Below are 16,048 nucleotides of genomic sequence, written 5' to 3' on the forward strand. Positions count from 1 at the left end.
ATGACAGAGTTCAATGTCACTTTTATTACATTTTACTCCCGACCGGGATGCGAGGACTCCAAAACCTGCGGTCCTTAATAGTAAATGTCATTAATACTACATTTTTATTCGCTAATCGATTCACCCAGATATTGCTATTTTAACCCCACGATTTCCTCGCCTCATTCAACCTGGAAATGAGAGATGGATCTGAGTGATCAGGCGCATAAGGACATAACGACAACCATGAGCGAACTTTCCGGTCCCGGTGGCAACAAGAAGGAAATCCGGCAGCAGGCGTTGTTGCAATGGATTGAAAACAGCCATTATGTTTCTCTTGAAGAGATCGCAGAACGGTTCCATGTCACCACTCAGACGGCGCGGCGCGACATTGCGGACCTGGAACATAGGGGCAAAGTCCGGAAACTGCATGGCGGCGTGTCGCAACTGACGCCACTCGATCCCGTGACCTACCGTCAGCGCAGACATGATCGGGCCGACGAGAAGGTGCGAATTGCCGAAGCTGTCGTCGCGCTCATTCCCGATGGCGCCACTGTTTTCCTCGATACCGGCACAACATGCGAAGCGATTGCCAATACCCTTATCAGCAGAGAGCGCCTGCATGTTGTCACATATAGCCTGCGATCAGCAGCCATTATCAGTGAGAGAACAGATTTCACGCTCGCTGTTCCTGGTGGCTTTGTTCGACCCATCGATGGCGGGATGTTTCAGGAAGATACACCGGAATTCATCCGACGCTTCAAGTTCGACTATGCAATCATTTCCGTCAGCGGCGTTGATGATGACGGTGATCTTTGTGACGACGACCATACGGAAGTGGCTGTCGTTTCAGCCGCATTGCGACAAGCGGCACACAAGCTGCTCGCAGTTGACAGCTCAAAATTTGGCAAACGAGCGATGGTCAGACTTGGATCGGTTCACGACATTACGACCGTGATCACCAATGAAATGCCTGCCCCTGCTCTATCAGCCGTTCTGAAAAAAGCCGCCGTTCATATCCATCTTGCTCCCGAACCTGACTGAAAATCAACCATATTCACAACCCGTAACTTTGGTTTGCCCGTCACGGTTTTATAATTGTGACATCCCGGATCAACGCGCTTGAGACAGAAGGAGTTTAAGTCGAGCAGATAGACACCGCAAACCAGCAAGAAAGCGCTATAGTTGGCATATTCTCGGGAAAACGCGGAGGCTCGCCTGCATCTGAACCAAGCCCGCCAATGATCAGAGCAGGAACCGCGACCGAAGGATAATCCTCGAGTGCTTCGCGCAACATGTCGATGCAGCCGACCACCAGGCTGACCCTGCTGCCTGCTGCTAGTCACAGCGCACTCGGAATCGATGAACGCACGTTCACCCACCGACAATGCCTAAAACGGAGTGGCTGCTTTCGACACTTCGGATGGTAGGTCCAACGCTGAAACGAACATGCAAAACTTCGACCGACTACCTCGCAACAATCTTATAATCTATCGCTTTCTTTCAGAAGCCAGGCCGATGTGATTTGTGCGGGCGTTGCGCCTTTCTCATCGGTGAATTTGACGAAAGACGCGGAGATGGTGCAGACGGGACACCGCTTGTCCCGTATTACGCTTGTCGGATGATGTGTTAGCTATCGCTGCCTTCTTCTGAGGCCAATACAACCGTCAATCCATTCCACTTTCTCAACAGACTTCGAGCTTTGTAGATCCGCCAATACGATATCTCGTAGCTCTTGCGGCATGTCTGCAGCCCGTGGATATTGTCCCTGTCGACTTATGTGCATCAGGAGCTGTTCACAGAGCGCCAATATTTCTCCATTCGCATTGAGCAATCTCATGAACACATGCAAACGCTTACAATCAGCATCGATCAGGGTCAGCTCTACCTGCAATGTTTCATCTGCATGGCACTCTTTCAGATAGCCAATACGGCTGTCGAGCGTGTAGAGCGTGGCCTTATTTGCCTCGCGATAGGTAGCATCGATGCCAATTCGATCCATATAAGCGGTCGCCGCATCAGAAAAAACAATGGCATAGGCATAGTCCCCCATATGCCCATTATAGTCGATCCAATTCGATGAGACTGTCGTGCTATAGGTGAATAAAGCGCCGTTCATTCTCACTTCCTCCGTTCAAACCAGGCATAGAACTCTCCGACGATACCTTTACGGAAGAGGATGACGCATGCCATGAAGATGAGGCCAGTGACGATTGTGACTGGGAAGTCGGATGTTGCGAGATAGTTCTGGAGGGCGACGACGAAGGCTGCGCCGACGATGGGTCCGATCAGCGTGCCGATGCCGCCAAGCAGCGTCATCAGGATGACCTCGCCCGACATCTGCCAGCCGACATCGGTCAGCGTTGCAAACTGGAAGACGAGCGCCTTCATGCCGCCTGCAAGGCCCGCAAGGCCAGCCGACATGACGAATGCGGCCAGCTTGTACTGATTGACGGAATAGCCGAGCGATATGGCGCGGCTTTCGTTTTCGCGCACCGATTTCAGGATCATGCCGAAGGGCGAGTTGGTGATGCGCCAGATGGCGAAGACCCCAAGCACGAACACGGCCAGCACGAAGTAATACATGTTCATCTGGTTGTTGAGATCAATGAAGCCGAACAGATATCCGCGCGGCACGCCCTGCAAGCCGTCCTCGCCATGGGTGAAGGCCGCCTGCAGGCAGAAGAAGAAGAACATCTGCGACAGCGCAAGCGTGATCATGGTCGAATAGATGCCCTGACGGCGAATGGCCAGATAGCCGATGACAAGGCCAAGCGCTGCGGCGGCAAGAACGCCGAGGATCAGCCCCACTTCCGGCGTCACGCCCCATTCCTTCACCGTATGCGCGGTGATATAGGCAGCGCCCCCGAAGAAGGCCGCATGGCCGAACGAGAGAATGCCGGTATAGCCAAGCAGAAGATTGAAGGCAGAGGCAAACAGCGCAAAACACAGCATCTTCATCAGGAAGATCGGATAGACCACGAAGGGTGCGGCGGCCAGTGCGATGATGGCGATGACGAGAATGACCGCCGACAGGCTGTTGATCGCAGGCTTGCGGGATGAAGCGGTGCCTTGGCTTGCAGCCGTTGCTTTAAGAGCGGTATCAGCCATATCAGGCCTCCTTCCCGAACAGTCCGGCGGGTCGCACCAGAAGGACGATAGCCATGATAACGAAGATGACGATGCTGGAGGCTTCCGGATAAAAGACCTTGGTGAGCCCTTCTGCCAGCCCCAGCACATAGCCGGTAATGATGGCGCCGAGGATCGATCCCATGCCGCCGACAACCACCACGGCAAAAACCACGATGATGATGTTGGAGCCCATCAGCGGGCTGACCTGATAGATCGGGGCCGCCATGATGCCGGCCACGCCTGCAAGACCCGCACCCAGCGCATAGGTGAAGGTGAGAAGCAGCGGCACATTGATGCCGAAGGCTTTGACCAGTGTCGGGTTTTCGGTGGCGGCGCGCAAATAAGCGCCAAGCTTGGTCTTTTCGATCAGGAGCCAGGTGCCAAGGCAGATGATCAGCGAGGCCACGACCACCCAGGCGCGATAGTTCGGCAGGAACATGAAGCCGAGATTATGCCCGCCAGCCAGCGATGGCGGCACCGCATAGGGCTGACCGGCAGCGCCATAATAATAACGGAACGTGCCTTCGATCACGAGCGCCAGGCCGAAGGTGAAGAGCAGGCCATAGAGCGGATCGAGATTATAAAGCCGTGACAGCGCCACGCGCTCGACGATCGCCCCGCCAAGACCGACGATGATCGGGGCCAGAACAAGCGCTGGCCAATAGCCGATGCCAAGCCAGCTCAACAGCAGATAGCCGACAAAAGCGCCCAGCATATATTGTGCGCCATGGGCAAAATTGATGATGCGCAACAGCCCGAAGATGATGGCAAGGCCAAGGCTCAGCATGGCATAGAACGAGCCATTGATGAGGCCAACCAGCAACTGCCCGAGAAGCGCCTGCAGGGGAATACCGAAGATCATTGTCATGTCAGACTCCCAAGGCTTCGTTCAGGGCTGCCATGCGGTCGGGCAGCTCGGCGGTCGGGAAGTTCTCCGTCACCACGCCATGATCCATGAGATAGAAGCGGTCTGCGACCTTGGCGGCAAAGCGGAAGTTCTGCTCGACCAGAAGGATGGTCATGCCGCGCTTCTTCAATTCCACCAGCACATCGCCGATGCGCTGCACGATGACAGGCGCCAGACCTTCGGTCGGCTCGTCCAGCAGCAGCACCTTCACGCCGGTGCGCAGGATGCGCGCAATGGCCAACATCTGCTGTTCGCCGCCCGACAGTTTGGTGCCAGGGCTGTTGCGCCGTTCATGCAGGTTCGGGAAAAGCGCGTAAATCTCGTCCAATGACATCAGGCTCTGCTCGCCTTTTGCGACGACCGGCGGCAGCAGCAGGTTCTCATGCACGCTGAGCGTGGCGAAGATGCCGCGTTCTTCCGGCACAAAGCCCAGACCTTCATAGGCGATGCGGTGCAAAGGCACACGCATGATGTCCTTGCCGCCGAGGGTGATACTGCCGGTGCGCTTGCGGATGATACCCATGATGGCGCGCAGCGTCGTCGTCTTGCCGACGCCATTGCGGCCCAGAAGCGTGATGGTTTCGCCGGGCCAGATATCGAGGTCGACGCCGTGCAGGGCATGGCTTTCGCCATACCAGGCATTGAGCCCGCGCACGGATAATAGCGGTTGGCCTCTAGTCATGTTCGGTTCCCATATAGGCGGTGCGCACGCGCTCGTCCTTCGAGACGTCGGCATAGCTGCCGGAGGCGAGGATCTCGCCGCGTTGCAGCACCGTGACATGGTGGGCGATATCGGCCACCACCTTGAGATTGTGTTCCACCATCAGCACGGCGCGATCCTTCGCCACATCGGCAATGAGGGCGGCGATGGTGTGGACGTCTTCATGGCCCATGCCGGCCATCGGCTCATCGAGCAGCAGCACTTTCGGATCGAGCGCCAGTGTGGTGGCGATTTCCAGCGCGCGCTTGCGGCCATAGGAGAGATCGGCAGCCAGTGCATGACGGGCATCGGCAAGGCCGACGCGTTCCAGAAGCTCGATGGCTCTCGCGTCCAGCCGGTCCAGCGCCGAGAGCGCACGCCAGAATTGCGTGGCAAGGCCATTCGGGCGCTGCAACGCCACCTTGACGTTTTCCAATACGGTCAGATGCGGGAAGGTGGCCGAAATCTGGAACGAGCGCACCAATCCCATCCGCGCTACTTTGGCCGGATCGGTTTTGGTGATCGTTTCGCCCAGAAGCGTGATCTCGCCGCTTGTCGGCTGCAAAAACTTGGTCAGGAGATTGAACACCGTCGTCTTGCCAGCCCCGTTCGGGCCGATCAGCGCATGAACACGGGCATGTTCCACATCAAGATCGACATTCTTCACCGCGTAAAAGCCGCCAAACGACTTGCCAAGTCCCCGCGCCGACAAAACATGACGCCCAGAACCCTGCCGCGAATTATCCGAACCAGACGGCCCTGCCTCACGCAGAGCCGCATCTCTCACAGTCGAAGCTTCCATCCAATCAGCCTCTTACTGCTTTACCAATGGACAGCTGCCCTTATCGAGCGGACGGAACGCTTCGTCGCCCGGAATGGTGCGCAGAACTTTGTAATAGTCCCATGGTCCTTTGGATTCCTCAGGAGATTTGACCTGAACAAGATACATGTCGTGTACCATACGACCGTCTGCACGCAGCTTCGCATTGCGGGCGAAGAAGTCGTTGATATCCATCGTGCGCATCTTGTCGAGCACTACCTTGCCACTGGTGGACTTTGCCGCCTCCGACGCCTTGAGATAATTCATGACAGCCGAATAAACGCCAGCATGAACCATCGTTGGCATTTTGCCGTTCATTCGTTCGCCGAACCGCTTCGACCAGGCGCGGGTTTGATCATCATAATCCCAGTAAAAGCCGGTAGTGAGTGTCAGGCCTTTTGCCGTTTCAAGGCCGACACTATGGACGTCGGAGAGAAACAGCAGCATGCCCGCGATCTTCTGGCCGCCCTGAGTAATGCCATATTCATTGGCTTGCTTGAGAGCCGTCATCGTATCGCCCGACGAGTTGGCAAGAGCGATCACGTCAGCGCCCGATGCTTGCGCCTGAAGCAGGAAAGATGAGAAGTCAGTGGTTTCACGTGGGTGACGAACAGAGCCCACAACTTCACCGCCGCTTGCCTTGACAGCTTCTGTCGTATCCCGTTCCAGGGCATGACCGAAGGTATAGTCAACGGTAATGAAGTACCACTTCTTGCCACCTTCCTGCGTCATCGCGCGACCGGTGCCATTGGCAAGCGAATACGTATCCCAAGTCCACTGCGCCGTCGTTGGCGAGCAGGCTTTGCCCGTCAGGTCCGAGGAACCTGCGGTGGATGCCAGAAAAGCTACGTCCTTGTCGCGCGTGATTTCTTGAACTGCCATGGCGACCGACGATGTCGGCACATCGATAATGGCTTTGACATTCTTCTCGTCAATCCAGCTGCGCGCCAGCGTGGAACCGATATCCGGCTTGTTCTGATGATCGCCGACGATGACTTCGATGGACTCCCCATTCAACTTGCCCCCGAAATCCTCGACGGCCATCTTGGCCGCAACGACTGAGCCTTCGCCAGCAAGATCGAAATTCATGCCGGACATGTCCGTCAGCACACCCAGTCGAACTGGCTCCGCCAAAGCCGGGCTCGCAAGCATCATTGCGGCAAATGCACCCGAAAGCATCATTGATTTCATTGTCATGGTTTTCCTCCTCCCAAATAATAACGGTGTCAGCCCGACTGGCTGTTACTTTCTGCAATCAGCCTCGCCAGATAGAACTGGTCTGCTTCATAGGGCGCAGCCCAATTGGCGCGGTGTTCTTGATCAATGGCCCTCTTGGTCATCCGCAGGGCTAAAGGCGGGCATTCCGCAATTGTCTGCGCGAAGAGTTTTGCAGCTTCGACCGCGCCACCCGCAGGCGCAATCTTGTCGCAAAGCCCCATATTGAGCGCGTCCTGCTCGCCGATCCGCTCATTGGCGAAAAGCGCGCGCTTGGCACGTGTCGGACCGATAAGCGACGACAGGAGGGGCAAACCGCCCCAACCCAGCGTCATGCCCAGACGGACTTCGGGAAACTGAAAGAATGCGCCGTCAGCCATAACGCGAAAATCAGCAGCCAACGCGAGAATGCCGCCGCCACCAACAGCTGGGCCTTCGACCGCTGCGATGGTGATCTGCGGCAACAACCGCCATCGATCACACATGACACCGCCGAGCGACATAGCCGCGTGACGAGAAACGGCGTCCGCATTGTTGCGCCACAGATTATCGTCCTTCAGATCGACACCACCCGAAAAGCGACTTTCGGTGCCAGTAATAATAACGACCTGAACCGTGTCATCCGCCGATAACTCATCCGCCGCTTCTATGAGCGCCTTGATCGCTTCTTCATTGAGAGCATTGGCCTTGCCGCCACGGTCATAGCGCGCCACCGCAATCGGTCCTTCGCGCTGGATATCGACTATGGCCATTTCCATCCTCCCAATTGTTTTCGCTTTGACATACTACCGAGTATGTTGCATATTCCAAATAGGTTTGCAACTGCCCTCTTTTGAGGTTTAGTTGCGGCCCGGGTAGGAGGAATTCAGAATATGACGCCAGACCAGCGTGCGCTCGACCGCAACCATTCCGTGTTGCGATATCTTCTCGATCAATATGCAGCGGAGCGCCCCACAGCACCATTCGTGCATTTTTGGCCATCGACCGAATGGGATTACAAAACGACCCGGGACCGCGTTCGCCAGCGTGCGGCGACATTGAAATCCCACGGCGTGAAACGCGGCGATCACGTCCTTTGTTTTATGGGCAACGGGCCGGACCTACTCACCACCTGGTTCGCCATCAATTACATCGGCGCGGTCTATGTGCCGATCAACACCGCAGCCCTCGGTCGCCCGCTGGAACATATTCTGGATGACGCGGATGCGCCACTGATGGTCGCGCACGCCGATCTGGTAGAACGATTGCAGGATGTCGCTCCGGGCAAACTGCGTAAAGTCTTGGTGGTCGAAGGTGTCGTAAACCACGCCATCTCTGGCGTGGAAATCCTGCCTTTGACTGACGTAGAAACCGTCAGCGAAACCGAACTCGTTCTCGACACGCCGATTGAGCCATGGGACACGCTTGCCATCATGTACACGTCGGGTACGACGGGCAATGCCAAGGGTGTCGTGACCTCTTATGTGCAGCTTTATACGATGGGGCCAGACGCCTTTGATTGCGTCGATGAAACGGACCGTTGCATGATCTGCGGTCCGATCTTTCATTGCGGTTCCACGCTCTATGTCTATGCAATGCTGGCGCGCGGACTATCGATTGGTATCATGCGCGAGTTCAAAACACAGCACTTCTGGCAAGCAGTGCGGGAAACAAACTCGACCTACTGTCTGTTGCTGGGTGTGATGGCCAGTTTTCTCTTAAAACAGCCGGTTTCATCGGATGATCGCAACCACCCGCTGCGTCGTGCCTTCATCACGCCATTTGGCGAAGACGGTCCATTATTCGCCGAGAGATTTGGCGTGGAGGCATGGACCATCTACAACATGACCGAAATCGCCAGTCCGCTTGTTGCCGGTCCCGGCATTACCCAAAAGGGCATCGCGGGGAAGCCGCGCCCCTGGTATCAGTTGCGTGTCGTCGACGAAAACGACATCGAAGTGCCGGATGGCACAGCTGGTGAACTTGTCATTCGCTCCGACCGTCCATGGGCTTTGATGAAAGGCTATTACAACAATCCGAAAGCCACCGTGGAAGCCATGCGCAATGGCTGGTTTCACACCGGGGACAGCTTTCGCAAGGACGAAAACGGCGTTTATTTCTTCGTTGATCGTCTGAAAGATGTCATTCGGCGACGCGGCGAAAATATCTCGTCTTTCGCGTTGGAGGCCGAAGTCCTTTTTCACGACAGCGTCAAAGAATGCGCGGCTATCGCAGTACCAAGTGAATTGAGCGAAGATGAAGTCCTGATCGCCGTGACGCCGGTGGACGGACAAGAAATTGTCGCCGAAGAGTTGCTGGATTTTCTTGCAGGCCGCCTACCCCGCTTTATGGTGCCGCGCTATGTGCGGATTTTGGAATCTCTTCCGAAGACATCGAGCGGTAAAATCCAGAAGCATATTTTGCGCAGCGAAGGGGTTACCGGAAACACGATCGATCGCGAGCTGAAGGTGAAGCGCGCAAGTTGATTTGCAGAAGCGCGACACCGATAAATCGAAAGAACTGAACACATGGAAAATTTCGTTTTCAACACAACGCCATCCATCGTGCTGCAGACCGGTGGTCTGGCGAAGATCGCCGATATTGCTGGGCACCTGTTGGGCAAGCGCGTTGTGATCGTGACTGACAAGGGATTGCGCAAGCTCGGACTTCTGGACCCTGCAATCAATGCGCTGGAACAGGCAGACATTGCCGTTTCGATCTTTGACGACGTGCAGGCTGATCCGCCAGAAAGCAATGTTCTCGCGTTGAAAGATCACATCCTGGCGCATGAAGCGACAGGCGTCCTCGCCATTGGCGGCGGCTCCTCAATGGATGTTGCAAAGGTTGCAGCCCTGATCGCAAAGAGCGGTGAAACGCTCAACGACATTTACGGCGTCAACATAGCGCACGGTCCGCGTCTCCCGCTTGTTCTGGTGCCGACAACAGCGGGCACCGGGTCAGAAGTCACACCGATTTCGATCATCACCACGGGTACATCGGAAAAGAAGGGCGTCGTTTCTCCGCTCCTGCTGCCGGACATGGCAATCCTCGACGCGGATTTGACCGTGGGTCTGCCAGCAGCGGTAACTGCCGCCACCGGCATCGATGCGATGGTGCACGCCATCGAGGCCTATGCGTCAGCGTCTGCCAACAACAATCCCCTGTCGCGCTCATTGGCACGCAACGCCCTGCAATTGCTTGGCTCCATTATCCGCACAGCGGTCTTTGATGGCCAAAACCGCGATGCACGGGCTGCCATGCTGCTTGGCTCGTTGCTTGCCGGTCAGGCCTTTGCCAATTCTCCGGTGGCTGCGGTTCATGCACTCGCCTATCCAATTGGCGGGCATTTCCATGTTCCGCACGGCCTGTCCAATGCGCTCGTGCTTGCGCATGTATTGCGTTTCAACCTGCCGGAAGCGAGCCATATCTACGCGGAAATTGCAGCGGATGTTTTCCCGGAACTTGGCGCCGTGTCGGCGGAGAAGCGCGCTGAAGCCTTTGTCGAAAAGCTCGCAGATCTCAGCCGTGAGCTTGGCGTACCGCAGACATTGCGTGAGGTGAATATTACCGAAGATGATCTGCCCCTGCTTGCGCGCGACGCCATGAAACAGACCCGCCTTCTGGTCAACAATCCGCGCAAGGTAACCGAGGCCGACGCTCTCGCGATCTATAAGGCCGCATATTGATCAAGCCTCAACTGGGATCAAAAAAAGGCCGGTTAAACCGCCCTCAGACTGCTGACAAACCCCTGGCTCTAACCAGGGGTTTGTGATTCACTGGGTCATGTTGAAGAAACCTGCTCCCGAACAGACGGCTCTCGAGATGGTGACGCTCGACAGCCTGGTGCCCAAGGATCATCTGCTTCGCAAGATCGATGCGGTGATAGACTTCTCCTTTATCCATGATCGGGTTGCGGGGCTTTATTGCGCCGACAACGGTCGTCCGCCGCTCGACCCGACCTTGATGTTCAAGGCGCTGTTCATCGGCTACCTGTTCGGCATCCGCTCGGAACGTCAGCTGGCGCGCGAGATCGAGGTGAATGTCGCCTATCGCTGGTTTCTGAGGATGAAGTTGACCGATGGCGTGTTCGATGCCTCGACGCTTTCCCAGAACCGCCGCCGGCGCTTCAACGACACTTCGGTCGCCCAGAACATTTTTGACCATATCGTCGAGCAGACGGTAGATCACGGTCTGGTCGACGGTACGGTTCTCTATACCGACTCGACGCATCTGAAAGCCAATGCCAACAAGGGCAAATACGATCTGGAGATGGTGGCCAAGTCGCGCTCCGACTACTGGGCCGATCTCGACCTGGCGATCGAAGCCGAGCGGGTGTTGCACGGCCAGAAGCCATTGAAGGAAAAGGAGCGCGAAGCCGAGGTCAAGCAGACCAAGGTCAGCCGAACCGATCCCGACAGCGGCTACATGGTACGCGACGGCAAGCCGAAGGGCTTCTTCTATCTGGATCACCGCACGGTGGATGGCCGTCTTGCGATCATCACCGACACCCATGCGACGCCGGCCAACGTGCATGACAGTATCGTCTATCTCGACCGGCAGGACCGCCAGCGTGAGCGGTTCGGCTTCGACGTCGGTGCTGTCGGGCTGGATGCCGGCTATGCGACGGCCGGTATCGCCAAAGGCCTGGAGAACAGGGATATTCTCGTTGTTACCGGCTACCGCAATCCGACCTCACCCAGAGCCGGCATGATGCGTAAGTCGAAGTTCGTCCATGACAGCGAACAGGACGGCTATCGTTGCCCGCAAGGCCAGCTTCTCACCTACGCCACCACCGACCGCAACGGCTACAGGCACTATACATCCGACCCCACCATCTGTGGCGGCTGCCCGCTTCTGGCGTCGTGCACATCCAACAGCAAGGCGGTGCGCACCATCAACCGTCATGTCTGGGCCGATGCCCGCCAGCGCATCGATAGCCATCGCCTCACCACCTGGGGCAAAGCGATCTACAAGCGCCGCAAGGAGACCGTCGAACGTTCCTTCGCCGATGCCAAGCAACTGCATGGCCACCGCTATGCCGCCTCCGAAGTCTCGTGCGCGTCCAATGCCAGTGCCTGCTGGCCGCAGCCGCCCAGAACATCAAGAAGATCGCAATCGCCCTCACCAAGGCCAGCCAACCAAGCCCCACATGAGAAAAGGGGCATCTGAACGGCCTGGTCAAAACAGCCGATCCATCTCGCAGCTCAACACAAAATAAAACCCCGCCAAAAAAATGACGGGGTTTGTCAGCGGTCTGAGGCCGCTTGAAGCGGCCTTTTTTCGTTTCAATCAACAAATCTCAAACAGGCCTGCTGCGCCCATGCCGCCGCCAACGCACATGGTCACAACCACATAACGTCCATTGCGCCGCTTGCCTTCGATGAGGACATGCCCTGTCATACGCGCACCCGACATTCCGTAAGGATGGCCAATCGAAATAGCGCCGCCATTCACGTTGAGCTTCTCATTGTCGATACCAAGCTTATAGCGGCAATAAAGCACCTGTGCTGCGAAGGCCTCGTTCAGCTCCCACAGATCGATATCATCGACCGTCAGGCCATGCTGCTTTAGCAGCTTTGGCACGGCATAAACCGGACCAATGCCCATCTCGTCGGGCTCGCATCCCGCAACGGCCATCCCGCGACAAATACCGAGCGGAGACAGGCCACGCTTTTCCGCTTCCTTCGCTTCCATCAGCACGGACGCGGAAGCACCGTCCGACAGCTGCGAGGCGTTACCTGCGGTAATAAAGCCACCCTGCGATATTGTTTGCCCCCCGGAAAAGACCGGCTTCAACCCGCGCAAGCCTTCCAGTGTGGTTTCGGGGCGATTACCTTCGTCCATGGCCAGCTCAACGGTTTTCGCGGAGACCTCGCCCGTAGCCTTGTCCTTGACAAGCATCGTGGATTGGATCGGGACAATCTCGGCGTTCAGGCGGCCTGCGGCCTGTGCAGCCGCAGTGCGCTGCTGCGATTGCAGCGCATATTCATCCTGCGCCTCGCGCGATATACCATACCGCGCCGAAACGATCTCCGCCGTCTCGATCATGCTCATATAGGTGGCGGGCAGATGCTCCGTCAGCCAGGGATCACGCCAGCGATAGACGTTCATATGCTCGTTCTGCACGAGCGAGATCTGCTCCACGCCACCGCCAATGGCAATCGTCATACCATCGCCGGTGATCTGCTTGGCGGCTGTTGCGATAGCCATCAGCCCCGACGCGCATTGACGATCCATCGACTGGCCAGGAACTGAAACCGGAAGGCCAGCCCGCAACAAGGACGTGCGGGCGATATTCATGTGGGTCGTGCCTTGCTGAAGCGCAGCACCGAGAACCACATCCTCTACTTCCGCGCCATCAATGCCCGCGCGCTTGACGGCAGCGGCAATCGCATGGCCAGCCAGCGCTGGCGCAGTCGTGTCGTTGAAGGCTCCACGATAGGCTTTGCCAATCGGTGTGCGCGCAGTTGATACGATTACAGCTTCTCTCATCAGAGCTCCTCCACTGACGCTGGAACGTAAAGCCTTTCAGCTAATTCTCTCAGTTCCGGGGTCAGCGGAACAGGCCGTCGCGTGTCTCGGTCTACATAGACATGCACATATTCACTTACAGCAGCGGTCAGCTCTTCGCTATCCTTGAAGATGCCAAATCCCCACAGCAGACTGGTAGTGCCGATATGCTCGACACGAACCCCGACAACGACATTGTCAGGATAGGAAATCTCGGAGAAATAATTCGTTGAATTGCGTGCAACGATACCAATGGGGCTGGAGCCATTCAGCTCCAGAGCACCAGACGCAATAAGCGACCGGTTCAATGCTGCATCGCAATATTGCATATAGACCACATTGTTGACGTGGCCATAAATGTCCATATCGCTCCAGCGCGTCTGCATCTTGTAGAACTCCCGGTAGCCTGACCGGGGTTCAGCCTTCGGGCGCGCTTTGGAGGCCGTCATTCGATAACCTCATTAGCACGCGACGTCGCGATGATGCGATCCACATGCGCCAAACCAGCGTCAGTCTCGATGAAATTGGTCATGTCGTCAATCTTTGTGAACGCAGCAGCAACGGCTTCCGGTGTCCGCTCGCTTTTCGGCAGATAAACGCCTTCACTTTCCACAATCGCCATACGGGCCACAGTTCCGGCCCCTGCCAGAAGCACTGTGCGGCTTGGCGCCTGTTCGCTGACAAGGAAGAGAGCAGCGGGAACGACATTTTCAGGTGCGAGACGCACCAGCATTTCTTCATCCAGCACGTCACCGGTCATGCGCGTTGCAGCCGTGGGCGCAATTGCATTGACATGGATGTCGTATTTGTCGCCTTCAAAATGCAACACATTCATCAGGCCGACGAGTCCCGCCTTGGCCGCACCATAGTTGGACTGGCCGAAATTCCCATAAACGCCCGACGTGGAAGTCGTCATCAGGATGCGGCCATAGTTCTGGCCTTTCATGATGTCCCACACAGCGCGACTGGCATTGGCCGAGCCAATAAGGTGCACGTCTACCACGGCGCCAAAATCGCACATTTCCATTTTCGCAAAGCTCTTGTCGCGCAAAATCCCGGCATTGTTGATGAGAATATCAATGCGACCGAATTCTTCGACCGTGTGCTTCGCCAGCGCCTGCATGTCTTCGAACTTCGTGACGTTGCCAGCGTCGGCAATGGCGACACCGCCCTTGGATCGAATTTCCGCAACGACCTTTTCGGCTGCCTCCGATGCCCCGCCGGTGCCGTCGCGGCTGCCACCGAAATCGTTCACGACGACCTTTGCGCCGCGCGCTGCCAGTTCGAGGGCATAAGCGCGCCCAAGCCCGCCGCCTGCACCCGTTACAATTACAACACGATTTTCAAAAGAAATGGCCATGTGATCTTCAACCTACTGTCAGTATGAGCCAGTCAGCGGCGAGTGCTGGCTTGGTTTCGTCTTTGATTTCAACAGTCGCTCCAAGGATCTGGAGCTGGCCATTGCCCTTCGGCTGAACAGATTTCGAATTGAACGCACCACGAATGAAAGAACCCACCTTCACCGGCGCGAGAAAGCGGACTTTGTCGAAGCCATAATTGATTTCAACCGTACCCGCGGCAACCTCCGGCAAAACCTCACGACTGAGCTTGGTCAACAGGCCAAGCACGAGAAAACCGTGTGCAATAGTGCCACCAAAAACACTTTCCGTCGCTGCGCGTTCCGGGTCTGTGTGAATGAATTGATGATCATCGATCACGTCCGCAAACCGATCCACAAGCTGTTGATCGATCTTGATCCAGTCCGAGTACAGGAGCTGGCGTTCTGCGTTTGCAATGAGTGCTGACGCAGCAGAATTAGGGCTAATTTCCAAAATTACATCCTCCAGGCGTCGAGAAATGGACTGTAGCCGCATTAATCAACAACATACTGAGTAGTATGCACTTGAACATGGCTTTGTCTAGTGGCATTTTGGCATCGAAATTTGCTAGGCTAGGCTGCCGCTTACCTATGCATAAATCGGAGTAGAAGATGGCTGACAGCCGCCGAAATAACCGAACGGACAGTACCGGAAATGTCTTAATCCTGGAAACCGCCGCTCAGTGCTTCATGGAGCAAGGCTTCGCCACAACAAGCATCGATGATGTGGCGCGCAGGATGGGTTCGACCAAAGGGCGCATTTATCACTACTACTCATCGAAGACGGATTTGTTCTTCGACGTGCATCGTGAAGGTATGGATCGACTGTTCAAGGCTGTCGAACCGGTCATGACGATGAACGGCTCGGGCCTGCACCGACTTGAGGAGATGCTCATGGCGCATGCGCTAGCCATGATGACCAACGTCGCTTTCGAAGCCGTGGTGGTGCAAGGCGTCCATATGCACAAACTGGCGGCAACCACGCCAGATCAACGCCGCACACTCAACGAGCTTATTTCCATCCGACGCCGGTTCGAGGATTTGTTCAAGCAGATAATTCGCGACGGGATCGATGACGGCAGTATTCGGGAGGTCGATGTATCGATAGCTGCCAAAGCCGTACTCGGCGCGATCAACTGGTTGTCCATCTGGTATCAGCCGAGAAGCATTCAAACTGAGAACGACAAAATTGCCTTGGCCAAAGAGATCGTGAATATCCAGATAAATGGGCTTCGTCCATCCAACTAGCTGTGAGCTTTCAAGAGGTTGTCCATTTGGAGCGGATTTAGGAGACTGAAGGGTAGCGTCGCCTTAACATTTGCGGGGGTATTTGCGGACATTAGCCCGACCCGGTGTTGTCACGTTAACTGGGCTGCAGTTGCCTGCCTGACGGTTTGGGCGTAAATTTTGGCGATGCAGACATCAGAT

The 16,048-nt window shown here is 56.2% G+C and carries 16 protein-coding genes; 5 read left to right on the forward strand and 11 right to left on the reverse strand.

Annotated elements, in window-relative coordinates; genetic code table 11:
• Positions 1–183: 183 nt before the first annotated feature.
• A complete protein-coding gene (locus tag HWX93_RS20095) occupies positions 184–1,023 on the forward strand; it encodes a DeoR/GlpR family DNA-binding transcription regulator (protein ID WP_176038492.1) in 840 nt (279 codons plus the stop codon).
• Between the two features lie 589 nt (positions 1,024–1,612).
• Here the strand turns inward: HWX93_RS20095 and HWX93_RS20100 are convergent.
• Genes HWX93_RS20100 through HWX93_RS20130 form a run of 7 tightly spaced genes read right to left on the reverse strand, consistent with a single transcriptional unit; the run spans position 1,613 to position 7,505 of the window.
• A complete protein-coding gene (locus HWX93_RS20100; RefSeq protein WP_151558594.1) occupies positions 1,613–2,098 on the reverse strand; it encodes a thioesterase family protein in 486 nt (161 codons plus the stop codon).
• A 2-nt stretch (positions 2,099–2,100) separates the two neighbouring features.
• Positions 2,101–3,090 carry a branched-chain amino acid ABC transporter permease gene (locus tag HWX93_RS20105; protein ID WP_125303004.1) on the reverse strand — a complete coding sequence of 330 codons (990 nt, stop codon included), beginning with the start codon at positions 3,088–3,090 and terminating at the stop codon, positions 2,101–2,103.
• A gap of 1 nt (position 3,091) precedes the next feature.
• The gene (locus HWX93_RS20110; RefSeq protein ID WP_078341355.1) at positions 3,092–3,979 is read right to left on the reverse strand and encodes a branched-chain amino acid ABC transporter permease; all 888 of its coding nucleotides are present in this window, start codon (positions 3,977–3,979) and stop codon (positions 3,092–3,094) included.
• 1 nt (position 3,980) lies between these two features.
• Positions 3,981–4,700, reverse strand: a complete 720-nt coding sequence (locus HWX93_RS20115; RefSeq protein WP_176038493.1) for an ABC transporter ATP-binding protein — start codon at positions 4,698–4,700, stop codon at positions 3,981–3,983.
• Positions 4,693–5,520, reverse strand: coding sequence for an ABC transporter ATP-binding protein (locus tag HWX93_RS20120; protein WP_176038494.1), 828 nt, complete (start codon positions 5,518–5,520; stop codon positions 4,693–4,695). The genes HWX93_RS20115 and HWX93_RS20120 overlap by 8 nt, the downstream gene beginning before the upstream one ends.
• Before the next feature lie 12 nt (positions 5,521–5,532).
• Positions 5,533–6,735 (reverse strand): ABC transporter substrate-binding protein, encoded by a 1,203-nt coding sequence (locus HWX93_RS20125; RefSeq protein WP_125303013.1) that lies wholly within the window; start codon positions 6,733–6,735, stop codon positions 5,533–5,535.
• Between the two features lie 29 nt (positions 6,736–6,764).
• A complete protein-coding gene (locus HWX93_RS20130; protein ID WP_078341174.1) occupies positions 6,765–7,505 on the reverse strand; it encodes an enoyl-CoA hydratase/isomerase family protein in 741 nt (246 codons plus the stop codon).
• A 120-nt stretch (positions 7,506–7,625) separates the two neighbouring features.
• On the opposite strand from HWX93_RS20130, the gene HWX93_RS20135 reads away from it, so the two are divergent.
• The 3 genes from HWX93_RS20135 to HWX93_RS20145 all read left to right on the forward strand — a co-directional run bounded on the left by HWX93_RS20135 (position 7,626) and on the right by HWX93_RS20145 (position 11,885).
• Positions 7,626–9,218, forward strand: coding sequence for an AMP-binding protein (locus HWX93_RS20135; protein ID WP_151558602.1), 1,593 nt, complete (start codon positions 7,626–7,628; stop codon positions 9,216–9,218).
• A gap of 42 nt (positions 9,219–9,260) precedes the next feature.
• A complete protein-coding gene (locus HWX93_RS20140; RefSeq protein ID WP_176038495.1) occupies positions 9,261–10,418 on the forward strand; it encodes an iron-containing alcohol dehydrogenase in 1,158 nt (385 codons plus the stop codon).
• Positions 10,419–10,515: 97 nt separating this feature from the next.
• Positions 10,516–11,885 (forward strand): IS1182 family transposase gene (locus HWX93_RS20145; protein WP_176038496.1). Its coding sequence is split into 2 segments (ribosomal slippage): positions 10,516–11,770 and positions 11,770–11,885, totalling 1,371 coding nucleotides; the frame shifts between segments, so codons are not numbered across the junction.
• A 136-nt stretch (positions 11,886–12,021) separates the two neighbouring features.
• Here HWX93_RS20145 and HWX93_RS20150 read toward each other — a convergent pair.
• Genes HWX93_RS20150 through HWX93_RS20165 form a run of 4 tightly spaced genes read right to left on the reverse strand, consistent with a single transcriptional unit; the run spans position 12,022 to position 15,068 of the window.
• Positions 12,022–13,224, reverse strand: a complete 1,203-nt coding sequence (locus tag HWX93_RS20150; protein ID WP_125303023.1) for an acetyl-CoA C-acyltransferase — start codon at positions 13,222–13,224, stop codon at positions 12,022–12,024.
• Positions 13,224–13,691 (reverse strand): acyl-CoA thioesterase, encoded by a 468-nt coding sequence (locus tag HWX93_RS20155; RefSeq protein WP_176038497.1) that lies wholly within the window; start codon positions 13,689–13,691, stop codon positions 13,224–13,226. The genes HWX93_RS20150 and HWX93_RS20155 overlap by 1 nt, the downstream gene beginning before the upstream one ends.
• Positions 13,688–14,602: an SDR family NAD(P)-dependent oxidoreductase gene (locus HWX93_RS20160; RefSeq protein ID WP_125303028.1), complete on the reverse strand. Its 915-nt coding sequence runs from the start codon at positions 14,600–14,602 to the stop codon at positions 13,688–13,690. The genes HWX93_RS20155 and HWX93_RS20160 overlap by 4 nt, the downstream gene beginning before the upstream one ends.
• Positions 14,603–14,609: 7 nt before the next feature.
• Entirely contained in the window at positions 14,610–15,068 is a 459-nt protein-coding gene (locus HWX93_RS20165) for a MaoC family dehydratase (protein ID WP_235824489.1), read from the reverse strand.
• A 164-nt stretch (positions 15,069–15,232) separates the two neighbouring features.
• Here HWX93_RS20165 and HWX93_RS20170 point away from each other — a divergent pair, with 164 nt between their 5' ends.
• Entirely contained in the window at positions 15,233–15,868 is a 636-nt protein-coding gene (locus HWX93_RS20170; RefSeq protein ID WP_125303034.1) for a TetR/AcrR family transcriptional regulator, read from the forward strand.
• Positions 15,869–16,048: the final 180 nt, after the last annotated feature.

Source organism: Brucella tritici (assembly GCF_902825325.1).
GTDB lineage: Bacteria > Pseudomonadota > Alphaproteobacteria > Rhizobiales > Rhizobiaceae > Brucella.